Below are 17,374 nucleotides of genomic sequence, written 5' to 3' on the forward strand. Positions count from 1 at the left end.
CTCCTCCTTAAAACTTATCAAAAGCAAGACTCTACCATATTTGGTATAATATTTAGGTTGCAGCCACAGGAAAAGAAAGGATGTAAGAGCATGTTTATTCCCCTCGAAGGACAAGGTATCATTTCGGCAGGAAAAATAGTCGCCATAATACGTCATGGGGACGAAACAGCTCTCTATCTGAAAGACGGATCAGTTGCCGCTACTGGTTTTAAACCTGAAACTCTGTCAAGAAGATACCGCGCTTTCACGAAAGAATCAAGACGTCGTGCTCAGGAATTCAAGCAAAAGTACCAAGGAGGAGATCATATATGACAACACCGGCCAAACAGTACACGGCCAAAGACATACAAGTTCTGGAAGGCCTTCAAGCCGTTCGCAAGCGCCCTGGCATGTACATTGGAGATACGGGGCCTCGGGGCCTCCATCATCTCGTGTACGAGGTCGTTGACAACTCCATAGACGAAGCTATTGCCGGTTACTGCGACAAGATCTCTGTCATTATCTATGAGGATGAGAGTGTCTCGGTTGAAGATAATGGACGGGGAATACCTACAGATCCTCACCCATCTAGCGGTCGTCCAGCATCGGAAGTTGTTCTTACTGTACTTCACGCTGGAGGGAAATTTGATAACCAGGCGTATAAAGTTTCGGGAGGACTTCATGGCGTTGGCGTTTCTGTCGTCAACGCACTGTCTCAGTGGCTTGAAATTACCATATATCGAAATGACGTAGCACGGAAGCAACGCTTTGAGAAAGGGATACCAGTTACAGATTTGTCAGAAGGGACCCCCACTACAAAAAGAGGGACTCTGGTATGTTTTCACCCTGATCCAACTATTTTCGATGAAGTACGATTTTCCAGTGAGGTACTAGCAGGACGTCTTCGGGAAATGGCTTTCTTGAACCCCGGTTTGCGCATAACCCTTGAAGATCGCCGTTCCGGTAAAACCATAGACTTCCACTACGAAGGCGGCATCAAAACCTTCATCGAATATCTTAACAAGGGGAAAACTCCTCTTCATCCAGAACCTGTTGTTATCCAGGGGGAGAAAGATGGAGCCTCTGTAGAAGTAGGTATTCAGTATAATGATGGGTACTTGGAAAGAATCTATGCCTTCACAAATATGATTCATACTATTGAGGGTGGAACCCATGTCTCTGGATTTAGAGCAGCTCTTACCAGAGCCATTAATGAAGTAGCAAGAAGAACCAAAATGCTTCGTGAAAAAGATGAAAACCTTTCTGGTGAAGACTTAAAAGAAGGATTGACTTGCGTTATCTCAGTAAAAATGTCGGACCCTCAATTTGAAGGGCAGACTAAAACAAAGTTAGGGAATAGTGAAATAAAAGGAATCACTGATTCCATTGTCTACGACGGTCTTCTTACATATATGGAAGAACATGAGGACGTACTTAAACCTGTTGTAGAAAAGGCTCTGAAGGCTCGGCAAGCCCGGGCCGCAGCAAAGAAAGCCCGAGAGCTTGTACGTAAAACGGCTATGACAGGCATGAACCTTCCTGGTAAGCTCGCAGACTGTTCCAGCAAAGATCCTCACATCAGTGAAGTCTACATCGTCGAAGGAGAGTCAGCAGGCGGCAGTGCCAAACAGGGACGCGACAGAAGTTTCCAGGCCATCCTTCCATTGCGTGGGAAAATACTTAACGTGGAGAAAGCTCGTTTTGACAAAGTTTTGAGTAACAACGAGATCCGAACTATCATACAGGCATTAGGCTGTGGCATTGGTGATGACTTTGACTATGAAAAGTTACGATACAACAAGGTTATTATCATGACAGATGCTGACGTAGACGGAGCCCATATAAGCACATTGCTTCTCACCTTCTTTTTCCGCTATATGCCAGACCTTATAGAAAAAGGCCATCTCTACTTGGCTCAGCCCCCCCTTTATCGCGTTCAGCAGGGGAAAAAAGTTACCTACTGTTTTAGCGATAAAGAGCTACGTCAAACTGTGGATTCTTCCTCAGACCCCAAAAGAGTTGGCGTACAGCGTTATAAGGGCTTGGGCGAAATGAATCCTGAACAGCTATGGGAGACCACGATGGACCCTCAAAATCGAGTTCTCAAACGCATCGAGGTTGAAGATGCCATGGCAGCTGATGAATACTTCAGCATTCTTATGGGCGATAAGGTGGAACCGCGGCGAGATTTTATTGTTGCCAATGCCCACGAAGTTCGAAATCTCGACGTTTAAAAAATCTGTAAAAAACATCAACCCCCCTCTTTTTTGAGGGGGGTTCTTTATTCTCTTCTGTATAACTCTATAAAAATTAAACTTCCATATTCTCTATATTTTTTTATCCGTAAAAACAACCTCTTCTTTCTCTGAAAGAGTTTATAGTGTATCATTTTTCCAAGTCTTACATTTTGGGGGGGGTGTATTCTTGACTTAATCTTCACCTGTTATTTTTCGAAACACATTTAACGACAGAAAGGGATGATCATCGTGTTTTCTTACATCACGAGGAAAATTCTCTACACTATTCCTGTTGTGTGGGGCGTTATAACTGCTGTTTTTCTCCTCATTAATGTAGTGCCCGGAGACCCCGCCATGATTATGATGGGGCAACGTGGCGACCCAGAAACCCTTGCAAAAATACGAGCGGATTTAGGCCTTGATCTCCCGCTCCACGTCCAGTACGTCCGCTTTATTTCTCAAGTATGCAAAGGAGACCTTGGAACATCCTATCGAACAAACGAAAAAGTGTTCGATGCTATTGTAAATCGCCTTGGGGCCACTGCTAAATTAGCTGTCGGAGCTCTTATTGTAGGAACTACTATCGGCATTTTAGCCGGTATTGTCTCAGCAGTAAAACAATATTCTGTTTTTGATTACTCGGCTATGTTTGTTGCCATAGCAGGAGTCAGCGCGCCAGTATTCTGGATTGGTCTCCTGTTATTATTTGTTTTTGCGTATACTCTTGGATGGATTCCTGGAGCGGGATATGGAGATGGCTCTTTAAAATATCTCATACTTCCCATGATCACATTAGGCATTCGGCCTGCCGCATTAACAGCCAGGCTTACCCGATCCTGTATGCTTGAAGTCCTCAGTCAAGATTATATCCGAACTGCCCGCGCTAAGGGGTTAGGCAAAAACATAGTCATTATGAAACACGCCCTCAAAAATGCCATGATCCCTATCATCACTATTATTGGAACTCAAATAGCATCTCTTCTCTCTGGCGCTGTTCTGACAGAAACAATCTTCGCATGGCCAGGCATTGGACGACTTTCTGTAGATGCCCTTATAGCAAGGGATTTCCCCATGATTCGTGGAACCGTTATCTTCATGGCGATCATCTTCCTCATCGCCAACCTCATCGTCGACATTTCATACGGTTTCTTCGATCCACGAATCCGTTACGACTAAACTGACAGGAGAAAGAGTTATGGCAGAAAAAATCACTACTGGTAACCTATGGTACGAGGCTTGGATTCGTTTCCGTCGCAACAAGTTGGCTATGATAGGCCTTTTTATGGTTATCAGCTTGCTTATTGTAGCTATTTTTGCGCCTCTCATAGCTCCTCATGACCCTATTAAACAGCTCGTCTGGACAGAAGGGATCAAAGCAAAACTTGCCTCTCCTTCTGCAGAACACTGGATGGGCACAGATCTTTACGGGCGGGACATTTTAAGCCGAATTATTTATGGGGCCAGAATATCGTTGCAGATTGGAATTTTTGCTACCATCGTGTCCCTCCTTTTAGGCGTTACTCTTGGTGCCTTGGCAGGATATTTTGGCGGGTATATAGATGACATCATTTCATGGCTTATTAACGTCGTCTTCGCTTTCCCCTTCTTCCTCTTCGTTCTTGCCGTCGTAGCTGTTTTTAAAAATCCTGGGATGATCGTCATCTTTATCTCTATTGGTATAGTTTCATGGGTTCCTATTGCCCGTGTAGCCAGAGCTCAGTTTATTTCTCTTCGAGAAAGAGAATATGTTGAGGCGACAAAAGCCCTTGGATTGCCTACTTCAAGAATCATTTTTCGTCACATTCTTCCCAATGCCATCGCTCCTATCATCGTACAGGCCACATTGGGGATGGGCGGAGTTATTACTACCGAAGCCGGTTTGGCCTTCCTCGGCTTTGGCGCACAACCACCTACGCCAAGCTGGGGACTTATGATATCTGAAGGCCAGCGATATTTGACCACTGGGCAATGGTGGTGGGCAATATTCCCCGGATTAGCGATTATGTACACCGTTCTCGCTTTTAACTTCGTAGGTGATGGTCTTCGCGACGCTCTTGATGTACGGTTGAAAAGGTAGGGGAAAAACATGGCATTGCTAGAAGTCAAAAACCTTAAAACATATTTCGATACAGATGCTGGAACAGTGAAGGCAGTCGATGGCGTCTCCTTTTCAGTAGAATCTGGCGAGACTCTAGGAATAGTGGGAGAATCCGGATGTGGAAAATCAGTTACATCCCTCTCTATTATGGGGCTTTTGCCACGCCCAGCTGGTCGAATAGCTGGAGGCAGGATCATTTTTGACGGGAAAGATCTCACTACATTATCGGAAGAAGAGATGCAAAAAATTCGAGGGAATGACATCTCCATGATTTTCCAAGAGCCTATGACGAGTCTCAATCCTGTCTTTACTATTGGTGAGCAGATTATGGAACCTCTTCGGCTTCACCAAAACATGGATAATAAGGCGGCTTTCGAAAAAGCAGTGGAACTTTTGGAGTTGGTAAGTATTCCATCCGCTCGTCAAAGAATGACAGAGTATCCTCATCAGCTTTCTGGAGGAATGCGACAGAGGGCCATGATAGCCATGGCGCTAGCATGCAACCCATCCCTTCTCATTGCCGACGAACCAACTACAGCTCTTGACGTAACCGTTCAAGCTCAAATTCTTGATCTCATGAACGAACTCAAGAAAAAAATGAATTCGGCTATTATTTTTATTACACATGACCTCGGTGTCATAGCCCAAATGGCGCAGAATGTAGTTGTTATGTATGCAGGGAAAGTTGTGGAGAGAGCACCAGTCGTCCCTCTTTTTAAAAAACCTCAGCATCCCTACACCCGTGGCCTCCTTCACTCTATCCCTCATCTCAATACACAGGCAAAACGACTTGATGTTATACCTGGCGTTGTTCCAAGCCCGTTGAATTTCCCTTCTGGCTGTAAATTTCACAATCGCTGCTCCGAATGTTTCGATCGATGCACTACAGAGGAACCGCCCCTTTATCTTCTTTCCAATAATCGAGCTATTCGATGCTGGCTCTATGAAGATCACCCCGAGAAGGTAGGTGTGGAAAATGAATAAAAACGATCAGGACTTTCTCAGGGTCGAAGGGCTCAAAAAATATTTTCCTATAAAGAAAGGAATATTCAAAAAAACCGTTGGCTACGTAAAAGCTGTGGATGGCGTGTCCTTCACTATAAAAAGAGGGGAAACTCTTGGATTAGTAGGAGAGTCCGGATGTGGCAAATCTACAACAGGCCGGACTATTATGCATCTTCTCACTCCCACAGCCGGATCTGTTTATTTCAAGGGAAGGGACGTGGGGGAAACTCTGAAGGAAAATCCTGCGGAGATTCGGAAAAATATCCAGATTATCTTTCAAGACCCTTATGGGAGTCTCAATCCCCGTATGACAGTGCAAGAAATAGTAGGAGAAGCCGTAAAATTTTACGGCATTGCCACGGGAAAAAAAGAGCTGGATACCTACATTACAAACATTATTGTGAAAGCTGGGCTTCTTCCGGAGCACCGCTTCCGCTATCCCCACGAGTTCTCAGGGGGGCAGAGACAGAGAATAGGCATCGCCAGGGCCCTAGCCTTAGCCCCAGAGTTTATAGTTTGCGACGAGCCTGTAAGTGCTTTGGACGTCTCTATACAGAGCCAGGTTCTCAACGAGCTTATGGATCTGAAAGAAGAGTTCGGCCTCACATATCTTTTTATTACCCATGACCTCTCTGTGGTGAAATTTATTTCCGACAGAATTGCTATTATGTATCTTGGCACTATAGTGGAGTTAGGGGGAAAAGAAGAGATATTCAGGCATCCCATGCATCCCTATACAAAAGCCCTTCTTTCATCTATCCCTCTCCCCGACCCCGAGCAACGAGGAATCCGAATTCCCCTGGAAGGAGATATTCCTTCTCCCGCCAATCCTCCAAAAGGCTGCCGCTTCCATACCCGTTGCCCATATGTCATGGAGCGCTGTTCTCAAGAAACTCCCGAGCTTAGAGATCGTGGAGATGAGCATTACACTGCCTGTTTCCTCCAAGAAAAATAAAAAGCTCCGTTATATAAAAGAGTGCCAGGCTCTATATGCTTACTATAAGAGAGGGACTTTAAAAAGTCCCTCTCTTATTTATCCTATCGTCTTTTCTAAAAAACTTATGAAATTTCCGCCTATAACTTTTATTACTTCATCCTCACTATACCCTCTCGATAGAAGCTCTGCTGTAAATTCTATAGAATGATGGTGCCCTTTAATACAATCATAATTTCGATGAGGTCCCGGCTTGGTAAAATCTCTCATTTCATCACAAAAATCGAAACCAAAACCTACATGATCTACTCCCACTAAACTCCGGATATGATCTACATGATTGGCCAGATCTTTCTCGTCCAGCTTTTTTACATCCGGATCCCCTACAAAAGTACTACAAACATTCATACCCATAACTCCACCACTTCGTGCCAATTTGCCAATTAAATCATCTGTGAGATTTCTCATAGAGGGCATTAACGATCTACAGTTAGAATGAGAAGCCATGATTGGTCCCTGATACAAACTAAACAGATCTTCCATTCCTTCATCATTAAGGTGGCTTATGTCAAAATACATACCCAGGCGGGTGGCTTCTCGTACAACTTTAACGCCAAATTCTGTTAGCCCACCCTTTCGCCCTTCCTCTACCGGATTAAAAAAACAACCATCTGCGGCAAAGTTCCGACGGCTCCATGTAATTCCAATCCCTCGCACTCCCAACTCATAAAAGATACGAAGCAAAGCGAGATCATTTCCTATAGGTTCAAGTCCCTCAAAGGAGAGGAGAATTCCAAGTTCCCCTTTTTCTTTGGCATGGCGTATCTCCTGGGTATTCCTACACAAAGAAAAGAGGCCTGGGCTTTCCTCCATTTCTGCGTGAAGTACGCTCACTAAATCCAAGGCTCGGCGCAATCCCATTTCAGGCAAGTACTCGTTAGGGACGAAAAGAGACGAAATGACAAGGTTGACTCCCCCTGCCCTCAAAGAAGGAAGATAATCCCGTTCAATAACGTGAGTCTCTCCTTTCAACCGTTTCCCTAACACCAATGGTAAAAGATCGAAATGAGCATCCACAACCATGTGCTTTTCATGAAGTTCCTGAGCCTTTTCGTAATAAGAAAGAGTTACATTGCTTCCATCGGTCATAAACTACGCCTCCATATTCTAGAAAGTTGGGATACACGGTGTTCGAGGATTGAAAGGATCTCTTCCCCACACCACCAAAGCTACTCGAAGATAATAACGATGTGCAACTAACCTTTAAAATTATATCCTCTCTTTCTCCCTTTGTTGTATAGTAGATATGTAATGCCACTATTTCTGGAGGTGTTCATCATGGATTTTTTAAGCTTACCCCCATCTTATACAACACCTATGAGTGTTCGAGGTTTTATGATCTTCGAAGATGCAAAGCTACCAGATTCCTTGGCCCCCTATAGTGACTTTCTTTCGAAATGGGGTAAAAAGGGTGCCATTCAGTTTATTCCGCTTTCCGAAGGCTCCTATTGGCTTGCTGTTATTGGGCTCGGAAAAAGAGTTGAACGATCTTCTGATCTTACAACCCTATACCGAAATAAAACTGCTGAATATATTAGGAAAGGGACAACCATAGGGCTTAAAATTTTTTCTCTCGCCCTCCCCGAACCTCCCACAGCCGCCAGCAGCAAAGCTATAGCTGAAGGTGCTATTCTTGGCAATTACCGGTTTACTAAATATCGCACTACCGACACATCTCCTGCTGCAACATGTGAATCTTTCTTCCTTGAAGGCGGGGACCTTCAAGCCATGGAGCAGGGGCGTCATGTTGCTACCGCTCAAACATACTCGCGAGACCTAGCCAATGAGCCAGGCAATGTAATCACTCCCCTCATTATGGCCGACATTGCCCGAGAAATAGCCTCCCGTCATGGAATGGAACTCACTATTCTTGACGAGCAACAGATTCAAGACAAAGGCCTTTTAGCTCTTTGGCATGTAGGAAAGGGTTCTAAAACACCCCCAAGACTCGTTCACCTTACATATCATCCTCAAGGGGAAGAGACCCTTGGAAAAATAGCCCTCGTAGGAAAAAGCGTTACCTTCGATAGCGGCGGGCTTTGTATAAAAACTAGGGATGGCATTAAAACCATGAAATGCGATAAAACTGGGGCCTGCAATGTTCTAGGCATTATGAATGCTCTTCCAGCCCTTCAATGTCCCTACGAAGTTCACGGTCTCTTCGGTGCTGTAGAAAACATGCCCGACGGCAATGCCTATAGACCCGACGACATCATCCGCGCTTTCAATGGCAAGACAATTGAAATTAAAAACACTGACGCAGAGGGACGAGTGACTCTAGCAGATATGCTTGCTTACACATCCACTCTCAAGCCTAACGCTATTATCGACATGGCCACTCTTACAGGTGCTGCTGTCACCGCCCTTGGAAACTATACTGCTGGCCTTGTTTCTGACTGGGACAAGCTGAGTAACGACGTGCTTCTCTCTGCTGAAAAAGCAGGCGAGCGGTTCCACCGTTTTGCCATGGACGACGAAAAGCTTCGGGAACAAATTGATACCCCATACGCAGATGTAGTAAACACTGGTGGCCCTGGAGGCGGCGTTATTACAGCCGGCATGTTCTTAAGAGAATTCGTAGATCCTACTATTCCATGGGCTCATCTCGATATAGCCGCAGTAGATTACTACGAAAAGGAATTCGATTGCTACGGTCTCGGCGCTTCTGCTTTTGCAACTAGAACCTGCCTCGAATATCTACTCGCCGAACATAAATAATAAATAAAGATAAGAGCACCCCAAACGCTGGATTTTCTGTCCGACTTTTGGGGTGCTGAACAAACTGTTAGAGCATCCTATTTATCTCTTGTCTTTCAAAAAACGATCAAACCAATTTGTCATTTCCCTTAGGCGGGCAAGACGTTGCCGGGGCTTCCCGCTTCGGCTCAATTCATGGTTCTCGCCTTTAAAAACACACATACGGCTTTCAACGCCATGACGTTTTAAAGCGGAAAACATTTGCAATCCTTGTGACAATTCGCAACGATAATCTTCATCGGAGTGAAGAAAAAGAGTTGGAGTTTGAGCCTGATCTGCATACTTTAAAGGAGAATGCCACCATAATTTTTCTACATCAGTCCAGATATCAGCAGCTTGCTGATCTGGCACGAAATAATACCCTATATCAGAGACCCCGGCTTTCGACACCCAATTACTGATGCTTCGTTGGGAAACAGCCGCTTTGAAAAGGTTGGTATGCCCAATAATCCAGTTCGTCATAAATCCACCATAAGAGCCACCTGTAACTCCAAGGCGATTTCTATCCACAAAAGGAACATTTTCTATAATCCAATGGGTAAAAGTCATTATATCTTCATAATCTACAGTACCATACTTACCTCGAATATCATCAAAGCCATTCCCTTTCCCGTCGCTTCCTCTGGGATTGCAGAAAAAGACTCCGTATCCCTGAGCAGCCCAATATTGCATTTCATGGAAAAAGACATCCCCAAAAGTCATCTTGGGGCCACCATGAATATTTAAAATAGCAGGATATGTTCGGTCCTCTTCGTAATTTACTGGTTTCATGTACCACCCATCTATAGGCATATCCGTCCCATTATCCACAACCACATGAACAGGTTCAGGGAGGTTACACTCTTCTCCAAGCCAGTCATTAAAGTGAGTTACCTGTTGTTCTTTACCATCTTTAACAAGATAAAGCTCCTGAAGAGCAAGACCTTTTAAACCTATAACAGCAGCCATGTCTTTATATATGCGATAATCATCCACCGAAAAAAGGTCATGGGTGACCTGTTTTATAGAACCATCCGACTTGATAGTGTGAAGATGAGAACGGAAATTATCAGTGGAAACAAACCAAACTGTATCGTCTTGGGCATAAAAAGCGAGGTTCAGATCTGTTGTTCCATATCGACAATCGCATCCGATAGAGTTCCGCAAGCCTCGATCTAAATCGGGAGATATACACTGAATATCCTGCTTGAGAATCTTATAAAATTTAACATTTTCATTGACACCGTGTTTATCTAAATAACTACCAGTAACCCAAATGTCTCCATTAACATAACCTGCCCATCTACACGTGAACGTCTCTCCTTGCAGGCGTTCGGAACCTCTTCCAGTCGTAACATCGAACTCCCATAAAACGTTATAAAGCCCTTTAACATAACGATAGCGTGGCCCCCAGGCCAAAACCTTCTTGCATTTTTCATCGATGCAAAAGTTTTCCACATCCATATCTTCAGGAGAAAGCCGCGTTAATTCTCCTGTGGAAAGCTTATACACATATAATCCATTACGGCGTTGGCCCGTATATCCTTTGCCATTGGAACAGAACGGAATCTGATCAAAAACTATATAGTCCCCTTCATCTGGGTTCTCATACTTTGGCTCGAAAGAAGCTGTGATTAAAAGCATATCGTTGTTAAGAGCAGCGAGCGATGAAAGAGACATGGGAATCTGAGCTAAAGAATATGCTTCCCCTCCATCTATAGATATAGAGTAAAGATACGTCTTATTTTTTTCTGGCTCTTGTCTCTCACTGGCAAAAATAAGAGAACGTCCGTCTGGCTTCCATGCAAAAATTTTTTCTTTCCCCGAGGTAGTAAGTTGACGAAGATCTCCCCGAGAAAGATTGTAGATCCAAAGGTTTGTAGAGTAACAATTCTCCTCTCGTAAAGCTTGGTGAACCCGGAAACAAATATGCTCGCCATCTGGAGAAAATGAAGGCACTGAAAGAAAACGATATTTCAACAAATCTGTTATTTCTACGTTTCGTTTCATAGAGGGTATAAGCTCCTTTCACGTGTTTCTCTTCTTCTAATATCCAATCGAAAGAGGGAGACCGTTTCACGGTCTCCCTCCTTAAGTTCCGTCACTATGCGATAATTTTATTTTTCAATATACACTTGGGTAAGTTTCGTCATATAGTCTCCCAAGAAATCAAGATGAACGTTCTTTACATTCGGTCCTGTAACGAGGCTGTTCGTGCTATAGAAAAGGAAAAGCCACACTGCATCATCAACAATTTTCTGTTCTGCCTTCTTGTAAAGCTCAATACGTTTCTCACGGTCAGTTTCTCGACGAGCGTCCACAAGCCACGTATCTACATCTTCGTTCTTATATCGAGAGTAGTTCCCTTGAGGGCCAATGTTCCCTGAGTAGAACAATGTGTAAAGGAAGTTATCAGGGTCTACATAATCTCCAGCCCATCCAGCCCTAAACAAGCCATAATCGCCACGACGAACGGCATCATAATGTGCCCCTACCTCAGAAGAGGAAAGATTCATTTTAATGCCAAGCTCGGCAAGCTGCGCCTGAACTGCTTCGCCTATAGCCTTATGACGAGGGTTATTATTGTAATGGAGAGTAACCTCAAAACCTTTCTCGTACCCTGCTTCTTTCAAAAGCGCTTTGGCTTTTTCAGGATTATAGGAATAACATCTCATATCAGGATTATAGGCGGGCATACCAGGGGGCAGAACACCTTTTGCTACCGAATAACGTCCATTAAGGACTAATTCACTAATAGCCTCTCTATTCACTGCGTAATTCAGAGCCTGCCGAACCTTAATATTGTCAAAAGGAGGCTTCGTCTGGTTCATGCCGTAATACTGAACGTCCAAACCTGGTATTTCCTGGAACTGACCTTCAAATTCTTTTTTAATTTCGCGATAATACTCGTCAGGAATATCTGGCAGCACATCGATATTACCCTTCTTAAACTCAAGATAGGCTACACTATTATCGGGGATAACAACAAGATCGATACCATCAAGATAGGGGAGCTGATTCCCATCAGCGTCTTTTCCCCAATAATCGGGGTTCTTTCGGAAGGAAACGAGGTTATCATGATCCCATTTTTCAAGAACAAACGGTCCAGTACCAACTGGATGGAAGGTAAACTCCTTCCCCCACTTTTCCGCATCTTCCTTAGGAACAATGCCAAAATTGGGGTATGTCATAACCGCAAGGAAGGGAGCAAAAGAAGACTCGAGGGTGAACTGAATCGTATACTTGTCAAGGACTTTGATGCCACTCCATTCATCAACCTTGCCATCATTCAGGTCTTTATACCCAGCAATGCTGCTTGCGAAGAAGACCCGCGCTGCTTTCATCTTTACGAGACGTTCAAAGCTGTACTTTACGTCCTCTGCCGTCATCTCGCGACCACCATTCAGCGTCGCTTCTCCTAAAACTGTTTTCTGGAAGTGAACTCCTTTACGAAGATGAAAGGTCCAAACTGAAGCATCGTCGCTAACTTCCCAACTTTCGGCCAAAAGAGGCAGTATCTTTTTCCCATCTGCAGATGTAGTTACCAAAGTTTCCAGATACAGGTTTGAACCACGGGTTGCCACTGTAATGTTAGAAAAAACTGGATCGAGAGAAGGTGGATCATTGATCAAGCGCCACCTCAAAATGCCACCTGGCTGAGGGGCAGCAAAAGCCGCAGACACAACAAAAACACACGCTAACGCCATGAGCAAAGCTATCCATAATTTTTTCTTCATGCAGTTCTTCCCTCCTACGAGAATATAGAAAAGCTCGTCGCACCTTCCTAAAAGTATATTCATCATATAATCAATGCTTTGAATTATCAATCGGAGCATACAAAAAATGATTCATATTCCTTAAGAGAACGACGAATATTCCCATCTCGCCCTATAGTCGTTTCAGCACAAATCATAGAATTCAACACCGCCTCTTCTGTAGCCTCTACAACTCCACGAAAAACAACATTTATATGATTTTCATTAAACATCCCTATAGGGCAAACCGCTCTGTCTTCATAGTGCGAAAACCGATTAGCCGTAGTGAAAGCCAACGCAATCTCGCCGCTGCCATTCCCAATATAAGCTCCCGTACGGGTAATGCCTACGGAAGCACGACGGCAAACTCGCTTCAGCTGTCGTTCAGTCATAGGAATATCAGTAGATATAATAACAATAATGGATCCTTGTTCTTTTTCTTTTAGCGAAGATTCGACTTCTACTATTTTTCTCCCGACTTTCAAGCCATCAATAACTAAGTCTCCCTTCTCCCCAAAATTTGAGAGAACTAAAACACCGAGAACAAATTTTTCTCCGCCTATAGTAAAAACACGTGAAGCTGAGCCAATCCCCCCTTTAAGCTGGTAACACGACATTCCCCTACCTGCCCCTACACTCCCCTCTTCAAATTCCTTATCCGCACGTGCGAGGGCAGAAAAAATATTCTCCTCCTTTACATGCAAACCACGAATGTCGTTTAAAAAGCCATCGTTACACTCGCATACTACAGGGTTGACCGTTCCCGTTTCTCGACCTATATCTTTATTTTCTTTTAACATATAGCGCACCAATGCTTCTACTGCCGTCCCTGTACTCAATGTATTTGTAAGAATAATAGGCGTTTCAAGGGTCCCCATTTCTTCTACTTGTACCAATCCCACAGATTTACCAAAACCGTTAATTACATGACACGCTGCCACTAATTTCTCCTGAAACATATTCCCCTCATGAGGAAGAATCGCCGTGACACCTGTTTTTACAGATCCTTCATCAAGAGTACAGTGCCCCACTTTTACTCCCGGAACATCTGTAATAGCATTTAATGCTCCTCGCTCCATTTGACCAATTAAAATACCATAATCAGCAATACGTTTCTGTTTTTTCATAAAACTACTCCCTCATTTTTACGCAAAGTGACAAGCAACCCAATGCTTTGTCTCTATTTCACGCCACTCTGGAACCTCTCTTTTACAAATATCTTTCGCCATAGAGCAACGGGAATGGAAACCACACCCCGAAGGAGGATTTACAGGACTTGGAATGTCTCCACGACACCTCCGGAAAACCATAGATGGTTTTTCTCCGGCCTCATCCACCCCCTATATATGTAAAATATCCATCTACACATCCTTCCAAATTCTAGAAGAAACTCTACATTAACCTACAAAAATGCCTATAGGTACGTTGTATGTGATCGGCCATAGATAGTTTGGCCTCCTCACTATCCTTATTTTCTATGGCTCGTATAATACGAGCATGTTCTGAGTTTGTATGGTGGTCAGGATCTTGAGGGAACGCCTTTTTTTCCGCAAGGTTTCGGTAGGTACGGTAAAAGCTTCCAAGATAGAAAGTATAGAGTTGCGCTCGCCAATAGAGCTGGAGAGCAAAACGTTGCAAATATATATTTTCACTGAGCCGAACGATAGAAAGGTGGAATTTTTCGTTGAGATTGGCGAAACGCTCTTTTTCATCACTATCATAAAGGCGTCGCTCTTGCATATTATAGTCCCAAAGAAGTGCAATATCTTCCGGTGTGGCATTAGAAGCCGCGTAGTAAGCACATTGAGCTTCAACCACTTCCCGAGAAACATAAACCTGTTGCATATCCTCAGGAGTAAGAATGGGGATTGCATATCCCTTCTGCCCTTCCCTATTTTCAAGAACTCCCTGCGCAATAAGACGACTAATAGCCTGTCGTATAGGAGTACGGCTCACACCTAGTTCTTTACTCAGGGCCGTTTCATAAATTCTGTCTCCGGGGCGCAATTCTTTGGCAACAAGCTTTGCGATAACATGGCGAAAAACTACCTCATCTGCTCGTAGTTTTCCCTCCATTCCGTTCCCCCCTTCCCCTTCATCCCTAAATGGATAAAAAAATGGGTCCATTTGTCTATCCATTTTTACAACGATCATTTATAATTGTCAATCAAAGCATTGAATTCTTATTATTGAGGTGATTCCAGTGAAGATCTACATAAGCGTGGATATGGAAGGGGCTACCGGCATCGTAAGTCCTTTACACGTACGTGCCGAGGCTGTAAATGAATACGCTTTTGGGTGCACAATGCAATATCACGATCTAAAAGCCGTCGTTGAAGGAGCACTTGAAGCTGGCGCAACCGAAATACTTGTAAACGATTCACATGCACGAATGATTAATATTGATGTATCGCAGTTGCCCAAAGAGGTTCGGCTTATCTCTGGAACTCCCAAAGCACTTGGCATGATTGAAGGGGTTCAAGGATGCGACGGAGCATTTTTTATCGCCTACCATGCTATGGCAGGGACGCCAGAAGCGGTGCTAGACCACACTGTTTCTGGAAGTTCTGTCTTCAACGTAACGCTCAATGGCCACAACGTAGGTGAGACCGGGCTCAATGCCGCAGTCTGTGCTGAACATCATATTCCCGTAGCACTCGTCTCTGGAGATGCCGCCGCCTGTCGAGAGGCTCTGGCGCTTTTAGGGAGCAATCTCATTACGTGTGCTGTAAAAGAAGGGCGCTCTAACAGCTGCGCAACCCTATTACCTCCTTCCGTCTCTTTCTCTCTTTTGAAAGAAGCGGCAAAAAAAGCAGTAGCGTCTATACAATCTAAAAAAGCCCCCGTTATGAAAATTGCTACTCCTTATTCCTTAGAGATTACGTTTAAATATTCCCGCCAATGTGACGAAGTGTCTTATGTTCCAGGGGTTATTCGCGTAGATGGGCGAACGGTACGAATGGAAGGTTCTACCATGGAAGAGATGCGACACTGGATAGGGATAGCCACATCTCTGGCAGGTTCAATAAAACTATAACCCTACGACAGGGGGTGAGGCAGTCTTCCTTACCCTCTCTCTTTCTATACCTGTACAAAAAGCATACACTCCACAAGCTTTCTGTTCTCTGGAAGATTGTCATTTCGCTTCCTGTTTGTTAGAAAAAATAATCGACAGATTGCTTTAAAAACATCTTGGCGGAGGAGTTTTCAAGCCCTCTATTCTCCCTTTTACTTTGATGTGGGGACTCCTCCGTCTGGGGTGTTTTTCTCTAACCACTTCACCACGTCTTCACGGCTACGGATCTCTTTTTTAGCCACAGCTTGACGAAGCCCTACTTTCAAAATGCCAATAAGAGGGCCCTCCTCCACATTGAGCATCGACATGAGCTCATCACCATCTGGAAGAAAATCTGCACAAAATAGCCGAGCTGCCGTTGCGCTATAGAGAATACGGTTTTTTCGACATAACTCGTCAGATTTCCCCGACGCCGCCAATATTGCACGAGCAAGAAGGAACAACTTTTCAACTATGTGTGCCCCTAGCTCTCCATTTATAGAAACCGCTGTTTCTAAAGAGAGGGGAGACAGCAGTAATGAATGATACTTTACCAACATCTCGATTTCGTTGCGAAGAGCAGCCGGCCATGCCCAATCAATTAAATATTTTTCTACAGACGGACAGCCTACATGATGAAGCAATGCCGCCATTTGTACGGCGCTTTCCGCATGAATGTTTTGAGCCGACTGAAGGGAAAGAAGTGAATGAAGGAGCCTCCCTCCTTCATAGTGGTCACCAAAAACAAGGCGCTGATCTTTCAAAACTTCAAGGAAAGGGAAAAAAACAGGCATAAGTTGATGACTGCTCACCAATCGGAAAAAAAGCAAGGCATCTCCATCAAGAGCTTTCAGAACTTCATGCCCAATTCGTTCCCCAGGAATAGGCGGAATAAGGGGGGCAAAAGCCTTCACAGCATTGGAAGAATCTTCATCTATTTTTAAACTCAGCGAGGCTGAAAAGCGGCAGAGACGCAATGTTCGAATGGGGTCATCCTTAAGACGCTCCACAGGATCGCCGTTAAAGCGAAGAAGCCCCTTTTCTAAATCTATCAGCCCTCCAAAAGGATCATACACGTCCCCCTCTCCATCTATAGCTATGGCATTTACCGTAAAATCCCGCCTCCCCAAATCTTCTTCAAGAGGATATGAGCCGAGGGGGAAAATATCCACGTGCTCTCCCTCAAAAAAGATTATGCCAGTTCGCTTCCCCTTCTTTCCAACAAAAATAGCGTGGGGAAAAATATTCTGAATTTCTCCTTCCTCTCCTTCAACAGCTACATCCATGTCAGAAAAGGAAGTGCGTCCCATCAATAAATCTCTCACTGCACCACCCACAAGCCAGGCACGTTTGCCTTCCTTAGCGAAAAGACGGATAAGCCGTAAGGCTCGGCATAAAGCCATCTTCATTCCCCCTTCCCAACAAGCCTTATAAGGTAATATAGTATAATATATGTGTATATGCACAATTTATTAGCCAGCATAAGCTTCTCTGACCTTATGGAATAATATATAG

General features: G+C 44.2%; 15 protein-coding genes. 8 read left to right on the plus strand and 7 right to left on the minus strand.

Annotated elements, in window-relative coordinates; translation table 11 throughout:
* The first annotated feature begins 90 nt into the window (after nt 1-90).
* From B4J50_RS08915 to B4J50_RS08940, 6 genes are all read left to right on the plus strand, one after another.
* Nucleotides 91-312: a hypothetical protein gene (locus B4J50_RS08915; protein WP_286847513.1), complete on the plus strand. Its 222-nt coding sequence runs from the start codon at nt 91-93 to the stop codon at nt 310-312.
* On the plus strand, nt 309-2,213 hold the full coding sequence (gene gyrB, locus B4J50_RS08920) for a DNA topoisomerase (ATP-hydrolyzing) subunit B (protein WP_024821561.1): 1,905 nt from the start codon (nt 309-311) through the stop codon (nt 2,211-2,213). The genes B4J50_RS08915 and gyrB overlap by 4 nt, the downstream gene beginning before the upstream one ends.
* 252 nt (nt 2,214-2,465) lie before the next feature.
* Nucleotides 2,466-3,392: an ABC transporter permease gene (locus B4J50_RS08925; protein WP_286847549.1), complete on the plus strand. Its 927-nt coding sequence runs from the start codon at nt 2,466-2,468 to the stop codon at nt 3,390-3,392.
* A gap of 19 nt (nt 3,393-3,411) precedes the next feature.
* Nucleotides 3,412-4,293, plus strand: a complete 882-nt coding sequence (locus tag B4J50_RS08930) for an ABC transporter permease (RefSeq protein WP_024821559.1) — start codon at nt 3,412-3,414, stop codon at nt 4,291-4,293.
* Between the two features lie 9 nt (nt 4,294-4,302).
* The gene (locus tag B4J50_RS08935) at nt 4,303-5,298 is read left to right on the plus strand and encodes an ABC transporter ATP-binding protein (RefSeq protein ID WP_024821558.1); all 996 of its coding nucleotides are present in this window, start codon (nt 4,303-4,305) and stop codon (nt 5,296-5,298) included.
* Entirely contained in the window at nt 5,291-6,274 is a 984-nt protein-coding gene (locus B4J50_RS08940; protein ID WP_024821557.1) for an ABC transporter ATP-binding protein, read from the plus strand. The genes B4J50_RS08935 and B4J50_RS08940 overlap by 8 nt, the downstream gene beginning before the upstream one ends.
* Before the next feature lie 78 nt (nt 6,275-6,352).
* Here B4J50_RS08940 and B4J50_RS08945 read toward each other — a convergent pair whose 3' ends face one another.
* Nucleotides 6,353-7,402, minus strand: coding sequence for a dipeptidase (locus tag B4J50_RS08945; protein WP_024821556.1), 1,050 nt, complete (start codon nt 7,400-7,402; stop codon nt 6,353-6,355).
* A 189-nt stretch (nt 7,403-7,591) separates the two neighbouring features.
* Between B4J50_RS08945 and B4J50_RS08950 the strand changes: the two genes are divergently transcribed.
* On the plus strand, nt 7,592-9,031 hold the full coding sequence (locus B4J50_RS08950; RefSeq protein ID WP_286847518.1) for a leucyl aminopeptidase family protein: 1,440 nt from the start codon (nt 7,592-7,594) through the stop codon (nt 9,029-9,031).
* An 81-nt stretch (nt 9,032-9,112) separates the two neighbouring features.
* Here the strand turns inward: B4J50_RS08950 and B4J50_RS08955 are convergent, their stop codons facing one another.
* The 5 genes from B4J50_RS08955 to B4J50_RS08975 all read right to left on the minus strand — a co-directional run bounded on the left by B4J50_RS08955 (nt 9,113) and on the right by B4J50_RS08975 (nt 14,880).
* Nucleotides 9,113-11,059, minus strand: coding sequence for an alpha/beta hydrolase family protein (locus tag B4J50_RS08955; RefSeq protein ID WP_286847519.1), 1,947 nt, complete (start codon nt 11,057-11,059; stop codon nt 9,113-9,115).
* 107 nt (nt 11,060-11,166) lie between these two features.
* Nucleotides 11,167-12,786, minus strand: a complete 1,620-nt coding sequence (locus B4J50_RS08960; protein WP_024821553.1) for an ABC transporter substrate-binding protein — start codon at nt 12,784-12,786, stop codon at nt 11,167-11,169.
* A gap of 86 nt (nt 12,787-12,872) precedes the next feature.
* The gene (locus B4J50_RS08965; protein ID WP_024821552.1) at nt 12,873-13,931 is read right to left on the minus strand and encodes a P1 family peptidase; all 1,059 of its coding nucleotides are present in this window, start codon (nt 13,929-13,931) and stop codon (nt 12,873-12,875) included.
* Between the two features lie 18 nt (nt 13,932-13,949).
* The gene (locus B4J50_RS08970) at nt 13,950-14,141 is read right to left on the minus strand and encodes an oligopeptide/dipeptide ABC transporter ATP-binding protein (protein ID WP_286847520.1); all 192 of its coding nucleotides are present in this window, start codon (nt 14,139-14,141) and stop codon (nt 13,950-13,952) included.
* A 55-nt stretch (nt 14,142-14,196) separates the two neighbouring features.
* Nucleotides 14,197-14,880 (minus strand): GntR family transcriptional regulator, encoded by a 684-nt coding sequence (locus B4J50_RS08975; RefSeq protein WP_024821547.1) that lies wholly within the window; start codon nt 14,878-14,880, stop codon nt 14,197-14,199.
* Nucleotides 14,881-15,007: 127 nt separating this feature from the next.
* On the opposite strand from B4J50_RS08975, the gene B4J50_RS08980 reads away from it, so the two are divergent.
* A complete protein-coding gene (locus B4J50_RS08980) occupies nt 15,008-15,841 on the plus strand; it encodes a M55 family metallopeptidase (RefSeq protein ID WP_286847521.1) in 834 nt (277 codons plus the stop codon).
* 191 nt (nt 15,842-16,032) lie between these two features.
* Here B4J50_RS08980 and B4J50_RS08985 read toward each other — a convergent pair whose 3' ends face one another.
* The gene (locus tag B4J50_RS08985) at nt 16,033-17,262 is read right to left on the minus strand and encodes a CCA tRNA nucleotidyltransferase (RefSeq protein ID WP_024821541.1); all 1,230 of its coding nucleotides are present in this window, start codon (nt 17,260-17,262) and stop codon (nt 16,033-16,035) included.
* Between the last annotated feature and the right edge of the window lie 112 nt (nt 17,263-17,374).

The sequence above is a fragment of the Aminobacterium sp. UBA4908 genome (genome assembly GCF_002398115.1).
Taxonomy (GTDB): Bacteria; Synergistota; Synergistia; order Synergistales; family Aminobacteriaceae; genus Aminobacterium; species Aminobacterium mobile.